General features: G+C 67.1%; 13 protein-coding genes and 2 pseudogenes. 5 read left to right on the top strand and 10 right to left on the bottom strand.

All coding sequences use genetic code 11. From position 1 onward, the window contains the following. Nucleotides 1-48: 48 nt before the first annotated feature. Complete coding sequence (locus F3J14_RS03385) at nt 49-1,938, bottom strand: sigma-54-dependent Fis family transcriptional regulator (RefSeq protein ID WP_166721776.1); 1,890 nt, start codon at nt 1,936-1,938, stop codon at nt 49-51. Nucleotides 1,939-2,318: 380 nt separating this feature from the next. Between F3J14_RS03385 and F3J14_RS03380 the strand changes: the two genes are divergently transcribed. Both F3J14_RS03380 and F3J14_RS03375 read left to right on the top strand, forming a co-directional pair. Then, complete coding sequence (locus tag F3J14_RS03380) at nt 2,319-2,510, top strand: DUF2964 family protein (protein WP_006757700.1); 192 nt, start codon at nt 2,319-2,321, stop codon at nt 2,508-2,510. A 245-nt stretch (nt 2,511-2,755) separates the two neighbouring features. Continuing rightward, nucleotides 2,756-3,043, top strand: coding sequence for a DUF1488 domain-containing protein (locus F3J14_RS03375; protein WP_011659381.1), 288 nt, complete (start codon nt 2,756-2,758; stop codon nt 3,041-3,043). A 153-nt stretch (nt 3,044-3,196) separates the two neighbouring features. Here F3J14_RS03375 and F3J14_RS03370 read toward each other — a convergent pair. Further along, a pseudogene (locus F3J14_RS03370) lies at nt 3,197-3,577 on the bottom strand (MBL fold metallo-hydrolase); the annotation flags it as partial. Here F3J14_RS03370 and F3J14_RS03365 point away from each other — a divergent pair. Beyond that, a pseudogene (locus tag F3J14_RS03365) lies at nt 3,571-3,753 on the top strand (LysR family transcriptional regulator); the annotation flags it as partial. The pseudogenes F3J14_RS03370 and F3J14_RS03365 sit on opposite strands and share 7 nt — an antisense overlap. A gap of 72 nt (nt 3,754-3,825) precedes the next feature. On the opposite strand, the gene F3J14_RS03360 reads toward F3J14_RS03365, so the two are convergent. Then, nucleotides 3,826-5,127 carry an NCS2 family permease gene (locus F3J14_RS03360; RefSeq protein ID WP_166721775.1) on the bottom strand — a complete coding sequence of 434 codons (1,302 nt, stop codon included), beginning with the start codon at nt 5,125-5,127 and terminating at the stop codon, nt 3,826-3,828. A 754-nt stretch (nt 5,128-5,881) separates the two neighbouring features. Here F3J14_RS03360 and F3J14_RS03355 point away from each other — a divergent pair. Next, on the top strand, nt 5,882-6,160 hold the full coding sequence (locus F3J14_RS03355) for a hypothetical protein (RefSeq protein WP_166721774.1): 279 nt from the start codon (nt 5,882-5,884) through the stop codon (nt 6,158-6,160). A 178-nt stretch (nt 6,161-6,338) separates the two neighbouring features. On the opposite strand, the gene F3J14_RS03350 is transcribed toward F3J14_RS03355, so the two are convergent. The 5 genes from F3J14_RS03350 to F3J14_RS03330 form a co-directional block, all read right to left on the bottom strand. Continuing rightward, complete coding sequence (locus F3J14_RS03350) at nt 6,339-6,713, bottom strand: DUF2917 domain-containing protein (RefSeq protein ID WP_166721773.1); 375 nt, start codon at nt 6,711-6,713, stop codon at nt 6,339-6,341. 251 nt (nt 6,714-6,964) lie between these two features. Then, nucleotides 6,965-7,252 (bottom strand): hypothetical protein, encoded by a 288-nt coding sequence (locus F3J14_RS03345; RefSeq protein ID WP_006757696.1) that lies wholly within the window; start codon nt 7,250-7,252, stop codon nt 6,965-6,967. 102 nt (nt 7,253-7,354) lie between these two features. After that, nucleotides 7,355-8,260: a metal-dependent hydrolase gene (locus F3J14_RS03340; protein ID WP_166721772.1), complete on the bottom strand. Its 906-nt coding sequence runs from the start codon at nt 8,258-8,260 to the stop codon at nt 7,355-7,357. Nucleotides 8,261-8,294: 34 nt separating this feature from the next. After that, nucleotides 8,295-10,082 carry an SDR family oxidoreductase gene (locus F3J14_RS03335; protein ID WP_166721771.1) on the bottom strand — a complete coding sequence of 596 codons (1,788 nt, stop codon included), beginning with the start codon at nt 10,080-10,082 and terminating at the stop codon, nt 8,295-8,297. A 65-nt stretch (nt 10,083-10,147) separates the two neighbouring features. Then, nucleotides 10,148-11,047, bottom strand: a complete 900-nt coding sequence (locus F3J14_RS03330; protein WP_166721770.1) for a M24 family metallopeptidase — start codon at nt 11,045-11,047, stop codon at nt 10,148-10,150. 464 nt (nt 11,048-11,511) lie between these two features. On the opposite strand from F3J14_RS03330, the gene F3J14_RS03325 reads away from it, so the two are divergent. Continuing rightward, nucleotides 11,512-12,789 (top strand): haloacid dehalogenase-like hydrolase, encoded by a 1,278-nt coding sequence (locus tag F3J14_RS03325; protein ID WP_166721769.1) that lies wholly within the window; start codon nt 11,512-11,514, stop codon nt 12,787-12,789. A 75-nt stretch (nt 12,790-12,864) separates the two neighbouring features. Here the strand turns inward: F3J14_RS03325 and F3J14_RS03320 are convergent, their stop codons facing one another. Both F3J14_RS03320 and F3J14_RS35540 read right to left on the bottom strand, forming a co-directional pair. After that, the gene (locus F3J14_RS03320) at nt 12,865-13,638 is read right to left on the bottom strand and encodes a slipin family protein (RefSeq protein ID WP_166721768.1); all 774 of its coding nucleotides are present in this window, start codon (nt 13,636-13,638) and stop codon (nt 12,865-12,867) included. Continuing rightward, the coding region (locus tag F3J14_RS35540) for an NfeD family protein (RefSeq protein WP_247682115.1) at nt 13,635-13,758 on the bottom strand (124 nt) is incomplete at its 5' end. The genes F3J14_RS03320 and F3J14_RS35540, both read right to left, overlap by 4 nt.

Here is a 13,758-nt window from a genome sequence, read left to right as displayed (position 1 = left end):
AAGGCAAGCGCCAAGCATACCCGAAGCCGCCTGCGGCCGGCCCCGGTGTCAGTGTCGCCGCAGGTAGCGATACACGGTATTGCGCGCGAGCCCGAGCTCACGCGCGGCGGCCGATACGTTGCCGCCATGCCGCGCGAGCACCGCGTCGATCACCGCGGCCTGGTGGCTCTGCAGCGTCGTCGCTTCGCGCGTGTCGGCCGGTGCGGCTTCCGCCGCGGGCGAGTCGTCGCAGTCGAGCCAGAAATCGTCGGGCAGATGCGCGAGCGTGATTTCGGGTTCGTCTTCGGCGAGCATGCCGGCCGTACGTAGCACGTTGGTCATCTGCCGCAGGTTGCCGGGCCAGCGGTGCCGCATGAATGCATCGAGCACGTCGGCCGCGAGGCGGCCCGGCATCGGTTCGCTGCGTGCGAGCCGCGCGAGGATCCGCTCGACCAGCGCGGGCAGGTCGGTGCGTGCGGCGAGCGCCGGCAGCGTGACCGCGAGTCCGTTGATCCGGTAGAACAGGTCTTCGCGGAACGTGCCTTCCGCGATCATCGCGCGCAGGTCGCGGTGGGTCGCGCACACCACGCGCACGTCGACCGGCACCGCGCGTGCGCCGCCGAGCGGCATCACCGCGCGCTCCTGCAGCACGCGCATCAGCCTGACCTGCTGCGCGAGCGGCATGTCGCCGATTTCGTCGAGAAACAGCGTGCCGCCGTCGGCCTGCGCGATCTTGCCGGGGCTGCCGCGCTTGCGCGCGCCGGTGAATGCGCCGTCCTCATAGCCGAACAGTTCGGCCTCGATCAGTGAATCCGGCAGCGCCGCGCAGTTGACCGCGACGAACGGGCCATCCGCGCGCGGCGACGCCTGGTGCAGCGCACGCGCGAGCCATTCCTTGCCGGTGCCGGTCTGGCCGAGGATCAGCAACGGCAGGTCGCGTCCGCGGATCTTCGCGACGCGTTCGAGCACGGCGGCCATCCGCGCATCGCCGGTGTCGAGCGTCGCGAACGTGATGGCGTCGGGGTCCGGCGCGCGCAAGCGCACGGCGGGGGCGGGCGGCGAGACGGCGATGGCCGTCTTGTGCGCTTCCGCGAATTCGCAGCGTGCGAGCACGCGCACGCCGGTCGACAGCGTGAGGCGGAACGGTGCGCCGGGGGCGCGGGCCGCCTGCTGCGCGAGCTGGCCGAAGTGCATGCCGAACAGTGCGTCGCAGCCGTGATGCTGCAATGCATCGAACGTTGCGCCGAGCTGGAATTGCGCGCTCCGATTCGCGGCGATCAGCCCGCCGTCGGGCCCGAACGCGACGAGCCCGGCGAACAGGGAGTCGACACAATCCTCGTGGGCATGGAAGCGCAGCCGCAACGCTTCCGCGCACTGGTTCGCGAACAGGTGGTTCTCGATCAGCTGCGCGGACATCCGCACGAGCGCGAGCGTATGGGGGCTGAAGCCGCGCGGGTCGCCGCTCACGTCGAGCGTGCCGAGCGTGCGGCCGAACGGGGCGATGATCGGCGCGCAGGAGCAGGTGAGGATATGGTTCGCGCGCAGGAAGTGTTCGGACCCATGGACGGCGAGCGCCTGACCCGACGCGAGCGCGGTGCCGATCGCGTTGGTGCCGCGCGCGCCTTCGGCCCACGACACGCCGGTGCATAGCGCGACGCGATTGGCTTTCTCGATGAAGTCCGCGTCGCCGATGCTGTGCAGGATCACGCCGTCGGCATCGGTGAGCAGCACGAGGCTTTGCGTGTCGGCGATCTGCGCGTGGAGGTTCTCCATCACGGGGCGCGCGTGCGCGAACAGGGCGTGGTTCGTGTCGAGCAGTTCGCGCAGCGCGAGGCGCGACAGCGGCGAGAAATCGGGGCGCTCGTTTGCGCGCAGGCCGACCGCGGTCGAACGGGCATGCGCCTGCGCGAGCAGGTCGTTGCGGCCCGCGGTGGCGGGCAGCACGAAAGGTTGAGGCATGTCTTGTCTCCTGTCGACCAGAGTTAGCGCTTCAGCGCTTACTCTGGTCCCATGCTTCGCGGTCGGCGCCAAGTTAGCGCTTTAGCGCTTACTTGGGCCCCATGCTTCGCGGTCGGCCCAGCTTGGCACTTCAGCGCTTGTTTGGGCCCCATGCATCACAATCGACCCACCTTGCCGCCTTGCACCGCACCATCCGTCACCGGGGCCGCCGCCATCGATATCGCCTCATCATACAAGCGCGGCGCGCGTTGCGCGACCGGGTACAAAAACCCCTTGCTTTTAAGCGCCCGCCTGCAATGATGAAAGCGGAGCACGCACGCGCCGTGTTCCGCATCGCAACATGCATGCGACGTGACATGCATCCGTTCGGGAGACGCATCATGGTTCGGACGGAACTGAGAGTCGTGCTGGCGGCCATCGCCACCTTCATCATGCTGGGCGGCATCGCCGTGGCGATCCACGGTTTGCTGTTCGACTTGAGCGACGCAGTGCAATACGGGGCCGCCGCCATTGCGGTGGGCGCCACGACCGCCGCGATCTCGCTGAACATCTGGCCCACCGATCCTCACTGACGCCGTTCGGAAAACGGTGTCGGATGTTGCGCTGGTCAGAGGAAATGCGCGTCAGAACGACGCGCGTCGTAAATTTTGCCTCCTGCGCGAAACCGTCTAAAGTGGAATGCAACCGGCATGCATTGTCCGCGCCATACCCTCCGTGGATCGTGCCTCTGCCGGCGAGCCCGCGTACATTTTTCGTCCGGCCGGTAGCGGACGACGGACGCGGTCATTTGCTTTCTACCGGCCGATAGGCGGCTCCCATGCAAATTCATTTCACGAATGAGAAGCCCGAATATTCGGGGCGCGACCTGATGCTTGGATTCACGGCGTTGGTCAATGGCGAGCGCGTCCAATGTCAGATCACCGCCGAGGCGCTGGAGGATCATTTCGGTGCGGCGTCGCCGCGCTTCGAGGACATGGTCGGTGCGTACGATCAGCACCGCGAGCGGATCGAGGCAGCCGCGCGGCGGCTGCTGTCCGAGACGCGCGCGCAATGCCTGACGCTGCGCAGCGGCTATGTGCGCTTCTACGAGGCGAACTGGCGCTGAACCGGACGACCGGGCAGCGACGGAGCGGGCGCCGGATACCGGCGCCCGTGTCGTATCGGCGCATGGTGGTCCGGTGCCCCGCTTGGCGCGGGATGATGCCCGGCACGATTCGAACATCGTGCGGCGCGATGGCGTGCCTGCGTTCCGTTTCCGTCAATCCGCCCCGGTGAGCGCATACGCGCCGTCGGTTGCGCCATTCGCGCGCGCGATGCGTGCGAAGCCCGTGTCGGCGAGGTGCATACCCGCAATCAACACGTTGTCCGAAGCGACTTCGGCGAGCGCGGCCGCGCGCGTCGCGGATGCCTGCGACGGATCCTGGTCGAACGCGATCGACACGTCGGGCCGGGCGACCTGGATCGGCGCGAAATGCACGAGATCACCCCAGATCAGCGGGCGCTCGCCGTGCGATTCAACACGATAGCCGGTGTGGCCAGGCGTATGCCCAGGTAGCGGCACCGCGACGATGCCGGCCAGTACGTCGCCTGCCTCGATGGTACGAAGTTGCGCCTGGTAAGCGTCGAAGGTCCGTCGCGCTGGCGCCACGACTCTATGTCGACGCCGAGATCGCGCAAGGATCGCTCGCGGCGCCCTGGCCCGACGGTCGAGGCGTGGTGAAGCGCTTCTGCCTCGTGTTGCCCGAGGCGCTGGAGCTGGGCGACGGTCCGCTGCAGACCTTCGCGCACTGGGTACTGCGGCAGGCGGACGCGTGATGCGCGTACTCCAACAAAAACGCCACCCGAAGGTGGCGGAGTTTCATCGCGCATCGCACCGATGCGCGTGCGTCACTCGCTGCCGAGATAGAAGAAGCGGAACAGGAACACGGCCGCGATGACCCACACGACCGGCTTGACCGTGCGGCCCTGGCCCGTCAGCAGCTTCAGGCCGCCATACGAGATGAAGCCGAACGCGACGCCGTTCGCGATCGAGTACGTGAACGGCATCAGCAGCGCGGTCAGCGCGGCCGGTACGGCTTCGGTCGCGTCGTCCCACGGCACGTCGACCATCTCGCGCAGCATCAGACACGACACGTACAGCAGCGCGGGCGCGGTCGCGTAGGCCGGCACGACGCCGGCGAGCGGCGCGATGAACAGGCACGCGAGGAACAGCACCGCGACGGTGATCGCCGTCACGCCCGTGCGGCCGCCGGCCTGCACGCCCGACGCGCTTTCGATATACGCGGTGGTCGACGACGTGCCGAGCACCGAGCCCGCGACGATCGCGGTGCTGTCGGCGAGCAGCGCCTTGTTCAGGCGGTTCATCTTGCCTTCGACGAGCAGGCCCGCGCGGTTCGCGACGCCCATCAGCGTGCCGGTCGCGTCGAACAGCTCGACGAGGAAGAACACGAGGATCACGTTGATGATGCCGGTCGACAATGCGGCGCCGATGTCGAGCTTGAACAGCGTCGCGTCGATCGACGGCGGCGCGGAGAACACGCCGTGGAACTGGTTGTCGCCGAAGAAGAACGACAGGATCGTCACGCCGATGATGCCGATCAGGATCGCGCCGCGCACGCGCAGATGGTCGAGCGTGACGATCGTGAAGAAGCCGATGATCGCGAGGATCGTGTCGTGCTTGTGCAGGTCGCCGAGCGTGACGAGCGTGGCCGGGTTGCCGACGATCACGCCGGAGGTCTTCAGCGAGATGATGCCGAGGAACAGGCCGATGCCGGCGGTGATCGAGATGCGCAGCGATTTCGGAATGCCGTTGACGATCGCCTCGCGCACGCGGAACAGCGTGACGAGCAGGAACAGGCAGCCGGAGATGAACACCGCGCCGAGCGCGGCCTGCCACGTGAAACCCATTCCCTTGACGACCGTGTACGCGAAATACGCGTTCAGGCCCATGCCCGGCGCGCAGGCGATCGGGTAGTTTGCGTACAGCCCCATGATGAGCGACGCCAGCGCCGCGACGAGGCAGGTCGCGACGAACACGGATTCCTTCGGCATGCCGGCGTCGCCGAGGATCGCAGGGTTGACGAAGATGATGTAGGCCATCGTCAGGAACGTGGTGACGCCCGCGAGTATTTCGGTGCGGAAATCGGTGCCGGCTTCAGCGAAGCCGAAATACCGCTTGATGGATTCCATGTAGGCGTTTCTCCGGTCGGGTTGTCGTGTTGCTTGTTGTTTGTGCCGAATTGTTGTAACGGCAGCGCGCGGCCGGCGTACTGTAACCAGCCACTATTGCCGCGCTATCGGCGGATTGTAATAGCGCGGATAGCTCGGACGATATAGTTGCGGGGCACGATCGGCTGCGTTCGCGCGAACGGTCGGGCAGGCCGGCCGCGCGAGGAAGGCGCGCATTTTACCGGTTTGGACGAAGTGGGCAGGCGGAAACGATGGAAACGATTCGACGGCGGGCAGGCCGTGTCGGCCGATGCGGGCGCAACGGCATGAGGGACGCGCGGCGCGCGGCCGCCGCACGATGACATGCGACTGCCATGGAGCGCCCGCATGCTGGACGAACGCGGGGCGGGCGCAACGCATGCGCGAACGCGCGCGCAGGACCGGCGCGGGTGCGCAGCGGCCGTTCGTCGGTCCGGGCGGTGGCAGATATCGGGCTATCCTGCTCCGAAGCCGTCCCGTCCGCAACTGTCATTTCTCGATGCGGGAGCGACTGTGGTTTCTGTGTAAAAGATTGCAAGAGGTCATCGCGTAAACCGGCAACTCTTTCTAGGATAGATACACCGCGCGCACACGCCGGCCGGTTGTTGCCGACGCGGGGGAGTCGCAGTCCGTGCAGGCCAGGCGGTGAAGTGTGGTGACGGTCGCTGCGCATTCGGGCAGGCGCGACCGATTGCGATTGCCCGATGCGGGTTCGTCCGTAATTACGGAGGTCAGCATGTTGAACTGGATCAGCCGTTGGGCGATGCGGCACGCCCCCACGCCGGAAAAAACCGCTGCGTCGATGCTCGTGACAGCGCGCATGGAACTGTTCTCAGCCGAACAGCGCGTCATCGATGCGAAATTACAAGCGGATTACTGGCGTACACGCGTGTCATTTCTCGAGGAGGTGCAAAAACAAGGCATCGACCCGTGGGTGACCTCGCATGCCGCGCAACGCCCCGACCTTGATTCCACTCCCCGTAGCACGGGCCCGCGTCTCGCCGCCAGCACCTGAACCTGATGCACGCAATGCAGGTAAGGGTTGCGCACGGTGCGCGATCGCGCGCGGCACGCATGGGCGTGCCGCGTCATTCGATGCGCACCGGCGACGCATTGCGCCGCCGGTGCGTCCGTTTCCGGATGCGGTGATTCCGCGCGCTCCGGTGCCTCGTTGCGCGCGTGAGCGCGCATCGTCAATCTCTTCTCCGCCATCGTCCGACGAGCAAACGTTGCACTTGCGCGAGCGTGCGTCTCAGCCGTTCGCCGCGCCGCACGTACGCCGTCGTGATCGACGCTTCGGCCGCCCGGTCGTCATCGGTGCCGAGCCAGATGCGATCGCCGCGCGCGATGCGCAGCACGTCGCCGGGTTGCACCCAGTAATCGTCGACGCTCGGCGGCCGCGTGATCCACAGCGGCGCGCCGTGCGCACGAATTTCCGCATCGCTCGGCGCGCGCCAGGTCAGGGTCGTGCGCGGCGCAACCGCGAAACGGATCACGACGGTCGGTAACGTGATCGCGCCGGTGCGGCGCGTATCGGGACGGTCGAACAACGGGCTTGCCTGGTCCATCGTCTGCTCCATTCGTTGAGCCGGACGGATGACGCGCACCAGAACAAAAAGGCCTCATCCGTTTCCGGTGAGGCCTTGTGTGACATGCGGTACTGCTCGGATGCTAACGCACAAGCGCCTCCCGTGATCCATTCTTTCGAATGTTCATCGAGCAATGATTCGCGATGGCGATGTGCTTGAACGTAGGCATGCGAACGAGTTTGTCGATGTCGTACGGCGTTGTCAACGACTATTTTCGAGCGGCGTGACGATCACGCGTCGCGCTGGGCGAGGCCGTTCACGAGCAGTTCGGACAGCAGGCCCGTCATCCCGTCCGGGTGCGTGGCGGCGCGCGCCTTCAGCTGTTCGACGAGATCGGCGTTGAGCTTGCACGCGAACGGCACGAGGCCCTGTTCCTGGTCGAGCTTGCGCTGCGCGCGGCGATCGAGCTTCGGCGCTTCCTCGGCGCCCTTGCCGAAGCGCGCGGCGTTCGACTGCTTCATCGCTTGCGTCAGCTTGAGCGCCTTGTTCTTTTCTAGATCGGTTTTCTTCATGGCCATCGCGGCACCTCCGGGAAATGAAGCCGCGATTGTACGCACTTCGGCGGGCACCGCCCGCCGAGGCCGTGACAAAGCCGCCGACGACCTCGCTCGGGCAGCCGTTCACGCGCCCTTCGTCGTGCCCCAGTTGCCGCCGTGCGCGGCCGCCTGCGCGGCGGGCGAGCGGGCCAGATATGCGAGCGCCTGCTCGGTCGAGCCTTCATGGTGTGGCGTATAGCCCGGCTTGAAATAGCGCAGCGCCGCGCCGATCACTTTCCAGAACGACGGCAGGTGGCCGCGCCGCGAACCCTTCCACCACGAGCGCACGAAACCCGGATAGCGGCCGGCGGCCGGGTCGCGCCGGTACATGAATCTTGCGCCGCTCGTGATGAAGTAGAGCAGCAGCACGATCACGAACGCCATGTGCACGCAGCGCTCCGGGTAGTTTCCGCCCACGTGGTTGTAGATGTCGAACGCGACGGTCCGGTGCTCGACTTCCTCCGCGCCGTGCCAGCGCAGCAGGTCGACCATCGTCGGGTCGGCGCCGCCTTCGTCGAGCCCGTGCGCATTGAGCACCCAGTTGCCGAGATAGCCGAAGAAATGTTCGAGCGACGCGATCACCGCGAGTTGTTGCCGCAGCCAGAAGCGCGTATGGCCGATCTTCAGCCCGAACGGCGCTTCGCCGAGCACGCGCGTGAACAGCCAGTTCAGCTTCTGCGTGAACGGCTTCGTGTCGATCCCGTGCCGGTCGTAGTAATGCTTGAGCACGCCGCCGTGCGAGCGCGAATGCACGGCTTCCTGGCGCAGGAAGCCTTCGGCTTCGTCGCGCAGGCGTGCATCGGTGATGTGCGGTAGCGCCTTGTTGTACACGCGGCAGAACCACAGCTCGCCTTCCGGGAACAGCAGGTTCAGCGTGTTGATGATGTGCGTACTGCACGGGTCGTTCGGCACCCACGTGATCGGCGTGTCGCTGAAGTCGAACTTCACGTGCCGGGCCTTGATCTGGTGATAGTCGGCGGTAGCGGTCATCTGTGTCTCCGTTTCTGTGCGGGGGCCTGCGCCGTCAATGTGATGCCATGCCGATGCGGGCGAGCATTCGGCCGAGCCACGGCATGAAGCGGCCGACGACGCGCAGCGCATGTGCCTCGGCGCCCACCGCCACGACCGGCCGGTTGCGCAGCACGCCGTCGACCATCGCCTGCGCGACGGTCTCGGGTTTCAGGCCGCGCATCTGGTACAGCTTCGTCGCGCGTTTGCGCAGCCGTGCCTCGTCCTGAGCGTTGGCGCCCGCGTATTGCGTCGACGCCATGATTCCGGTTTCCGCGAAGCCCGGGCACACGGCCGTCACGCCGATGCCTTTCTCCGCGAGTTCCGCACGCATGCATTCGCTGAGCATCAGCACGGCAGCTTTCGTCGTCGCGTATGCGGGCAGGTCGCGCGACGGCCCGAACGCGGCGGCCGACGCGGTGTTGACGATGTGGCCGCCGGTGCCGCGCGCGGCCATCTGCTGGGCGAACAGTCGCGAGCCGTGGATCACGCCCCACAGGTTCACGTGCAGGATGCGCTCCCAGTGGTGGGTGGTCGTATCCAGAATGCCGCCGGCCATGCCGATGCCCGCGTTGTTGATCACGACGTCCGCGCCGCCGAGTTCGCTGCCGACCCACGTCGCGAGCGCTTCCATCTCGTCGGCGGACCCGACGTCCACGCATTTCGCATGCGCCTGCGCGCCGATCAGCCCGAGCAGCAGCGCGGTGCGCTCGGCGCTCGCGAGCTCGATATCGCACGCGACGACGGTCGCGCCTTCGCGGGCGAACGCGAGCGCCGCGCAGCGTCCGATGCCGCTGCCCGCGCCGGTGACGACCACGACCTTGCCGCTGAAGCGGCCGCTGGTGGCGCGCCGGCGTGCGTTCGCGAGCGCGGGCGGCTCTTCGCCCGATTCGACCGCGTCGATCAGCTGCTCGGCGAGGCCCGCGAAGCGCGCGGGATCAGCGAGCGGCAGCCAGTGGCCGGCCGCGACTTCGCGCCGGTAGTACCGCGGCACCCAGCGCGACAGGTTCTCGGACAGCGCCGGGCTCACGTACTTGTCGCCGAGCGGCACGATCGTCTGCACGGGAGCGTGCGCGTAGCGCTCGCGCGGCGCGAACAGGCAGCGGATGAAGTTCGCGCGATAGAGGCGCACGCCGTGCGCGCCGTCGTCGGCCTGCGTCGCGCGCGGGGCGGCCGGCGTCTTCTCGACCCGGCGCAGCAGGCCCGGCCATGCGCGGCCGAGCCACAGCCGCCAGCTCAGCTCGGGGATGAACGGCAGGTGGAACAAGGTCACGTACCACGAGCGCACGAGCTGGCCGCCGAGCTTGGCCAACGATGCGGGCGTCGGCCGCAGCACGCGTTCGCGCAGCCAGAAGCCGACGTGGTCGAGGCACGGCCCCGAGCACGACGTGTATGACGCAATGCGGCCGGCGAGCCGCGGATCCGTGACGAATTCCCAGCCCTGGATCGAGCCCCAGTCGTGCGCGATCAGGTGCACCGCGCGGCCGGGGCAGAGCGTGTCGATCACCGCGATGAAGTCGTCGGTCAGCTTCGCGAGGTGGTAGTCGGCCGTGCGCTTCGGCACGCCGGACAGGCCCGCGCCGCGCACGTCGTAGGCGATCACGTAGTGCTTGCGTGCGAGCAGCGGCGCGACCTGCTGCCAGACGCTGCTGTCGTCGGGGTAGCCGTGCACGAGCACGACCGGCGAGCGGGCCGGGTCGCCCCAGGTCCTGACCGCGAGCGTCAGGTCGCCGGAGGCGACGGCCGTCTCGCTGTGAAGCAATTCGAACAGGGCCAGCGGTGCTTCGTCGGAAAGAGGCTGCATCGTGAGTCCGTCGTTCAGGGATTCGGGGCTTAGGGAATTCGGGAGGAAGGCGCGACGCGGACGCGTCACGCAGCGGCCGGCACAGCCGCGACGGCCTGCGCGCGTTCGGCCTGGCGGCGCTGCCAGCGGCGCACGTGCGGCAGGTCGTCGTCGAGCCAGTACGCGTCGTCGTCGGTGATCACCAGCAGTTCCTCGAATTTCGCGCCGACGCCGGCGAAGCCGAGATGCGGCTCGACGGCCCACAGGCCCGGCACGGGCGCATGTTCGGAGCGGCGGTCGATCGACCACAGCGGCGACCAGCCCTGCTGCTTCGCCGCCCGGCCCTGGTCGAGCAGCAGGTTGCGCGTCGCGTTCAGCCCGAAGCGCGCGACGAAGCGCGGTTTCGACGGCTTGTGGATCTTCGCGACGCGATGCGCGAGCACCTTGAACGGATAGGCCTTGTGGCGCGGCTCGACGCCCTGGCGGCGGCACAGCGCGTCGACCGCCTGCGCGACCTCGGCCATCGGGCGGCGCGCCTTCACGAGCCGCACGATCATGTCGCGATGGTCCATCAGGTCGTCCTGCAGCTGTTCGAGGATCGGGTTGCGGCCGAGGCAGTGCGCGTAGCCGACGTCCGCGACGACCCCGTCGAGCACGGGCGCGACGTCGAGGATCACGGGCATGTCGGTTTCGAGCTGGCGGTGGCTCGGGAAGAACGCGAGGTTGAAGCCGCCCATGTGCTTGAGGCCGGAGAAGCCCTCGAACGCGGTGCGCTCGCCGAACCACGCGAACGGCTTGTGCAGCCAGTCGTGCACGCCGTGGTCCTGCAGCCATTCGGTCAGCAGGCGTGCGGCTTCCTTCTCGGTGATGCCGGGATAGAGCATCGCGCCGACGGTCTCGACGCAGCGGTAGGCAAGCTGCTGGACCGCGCGGAATTGCGGCAGCTCGTCGAGGTGGACTTCCGGCAGCGGGTTGTGAGCGGTCATGATGCGTCTCCATGTGTCGGCCCGCGTTTGCGTCTCGGCGCGACGCGAGTCCTGTGCAAGGCTGGGGCGCTGATCCGGAACGCATCCGCCGGTGATGTCGGGCGAATTATTCAGTCAGCATTTAATGTGCCATTGATTGATGTAACGATCATGGCCGGTTCGACGTCGTGTGCCAGCCCCCCGGAGGTGAGGACTTCTCCTAATGAAGGGCCGAAATGGAGGAGAAGCTCTAGGTTTCCGGCGGTCGGGCCGGCCGGGAGCAGCTCGCGAGGCTCCGGCGCGGGCCCGGCATGTCGCGCCGGATCAACTCTCCGTCGTGTCGCGGCGAGACGCTGTCAAATTGCCGAAATAATTTCGTCACATCATCCGCCCCTATTCGAAGCCTTTGCGGCTTCGCGGGGCCGGTGTGCCGCGCGTCGCGCGGGGCGACCGAAGCCGATTCGACATTTCCACGGAGAGAGACCATGCAACGCCGCAGGTTCATGAACACCCTTGCCGCGGCGACCGCTGCGACGCCGCTCATGCTCAAGGCCGGCATCGCCGGCGCGAAGCGCGCAATCGCGCCGGACACGCTGGACCCGGGCCGCTGGTCGCCGTTTAACGCCGCGCGCCTGCAGGCGGTGCTCGACCAGCATGGCGTCGCGAGCGCGCGCTACGATGGAAAGCGCCGCCCGTATGCGGTGTTCGACTGGGACAACACGTGCATCATGAACGACTGCGAAGAGGCGTTGCTGATGTACCAGATCAACCATCTGCAGTACAAGCTGACGCCGGACGAGTTCGTCGGCGTGATGTGGAAGGACGTGCCGAAGGGCGCGTTCATGAAGGACTATACGACCGTCGACGGCAAGCCGGTGACGATGGAGGACCTCGCCGCCGACGTCGAGTCCGACTACCGCTGGCTCCATGCGAACTACAAGGGCTTCGGCGGCGACAAGAGCCTCGACGAGATTCGCGAGACCGACCAGTTCAAGGATTTTCGCGCGAAGCTGTACTTCATGTACGACGCGATCTGCGACACGCATCCGCTCGAAGTCGGCTACAAGTGGATCATCTACTTCTACAAGAACATGACGACCGCCGAGCTGCAGGCGATGGCGGAAGCGTCGAACAACTACGGTATCGGCGACGCGCTGCGCAAGGTTCGCTACGAAAGCCCGAAGGCGCTGCCGGGCAAGGCCGGCGTGGTGGCCGATACCCATTTCCACGGCATCCGCATTCACGAGGAAATCCGCGCGGTGATGCATACGCTGCGTGCGAACGGCATCGACGTGTACGTGAGTACCGCGTCGCTCGACGACGTCGTGCGCGTGTTCGCCGGCAATCCGAACTATGGCTACGGCGTGGCGCCCGAGAACGTGATCGGCCTGCGTCTCGACATGCAGGACGGCAGGTACACGAGCACCTATCCGGCCGGCTGGCATTTCAATTGGGGGCCCGGCAAGACGGTGGGCATCCGCAACGTCCTCGCGTCGAAGAAGGGTTACGGCCCGCTGCTGGTGTTCGGCGACAGCGACGGCGACGCGTGGATGCTGCGCGATTTCAAGGACACCGCGGCCGGCGTGATCGTCAACCGGATGAAGAAGGGCGAGATCGGCGCGGACAGCACGCTCGCGGCCGAACAGATCGGCAAGCCGGACGCGCGCTTCCTGCTGCAGGGCCGCGACGAGCACACGGGCCTGATGATCCCGGACGAGAAGTCGATCAAGTACGGCAAGACCGAGCGCAAGCTGCTGGCCTGACGCGGGCCGGGCGCCGGACCGCCGCGGCCCCGCGTCCATCCGCATCGGCCTCGTGCGAGCCGGCACACGCACATCTCAAGGCTCCCGCTTCACCCCCAACCGCTCCATCAGCGACCCCAGCAGATCGATCGGCAGCGGAAACACGATCGTCGAGTTCTTGTCGGCCGCGATCGTCGTCAGCGTCTGCAGGTAGCGCAGCTGCATCGCCTGCGGCTGCAGCGCGAGCCGCTGCGCGGCCTGCAGCAGCTTCTCCGACGCCTGCAGTTCGCCTTCCGCGTGAATCACCTTCGCGCGCCGCTCGCGCTCGGCCTCGGCCTGCCGCGCGATCGCGCGCACCATCGTCTCGTTCAGGTCGACGTGCTTGATTTCGACCGTCGATACCTTGATCCCCCACGCATCGGTCTGCGCGTCGAGCGTCTTCTGGATGTCGGCGTTCAGCTGCTCGCGCTCGGCGAGCAGTGCGTCGAGCTCGTGCTTGCCGAGCACCGAACGCAGCGTCGTCTGCGAGAGCTGGCTGGTCGCGTCGAAGAAGTGCGCGACCTGGATCACCGCCTTCTCCGGATCGACGACGCGGAAATACACGACCGCATTGACCTTCACCGACACGTTGTCGCGCGTGATCACGTCCTGGGGCGGCACGTCGAACACGACGGTGCGCAGGTCGATCCGCACGACCTGCTGGACGATCGGGATGATCAGCACGAGCCCCGGCCCCTTCACTTTCCAGAACCGGCCGAGCATGAACACGACGCCACGCTCGTACTCGCGGAAGATGCGGATCGACGACGCGACGAGCACCACGACGAAGACGATCAGGACGCTGCTGAAGCCGAACGTGTAACCGATCATGAAGGTTCTCCTTGGGGTTGTGCCTGCCCGGGCACGTCGTAGAGCGGCGTGACGGTCAGCGTCAGCCCCTGGCGGCCGGTCACGCGCACGCGGCTGCCGGCGGCGAGCGGCACGCTGCTA

Source organism: Burkholderia sp. Tr-862 (assembly GCF_011753085.1).
In the GTDB taxonomy this organism is placed as follows: domain Bacteria; phylum Pseudomonadota; class Gammaproteobacteria; order Burkholderiales; family Burkholderiaceae; genus Burkholderia; species Burkholderia ambifaria.
Note: the sequence above shows the minus strand (reverse complement) of the source record. Positions and strands in the feature narration are given on the sequence as shown.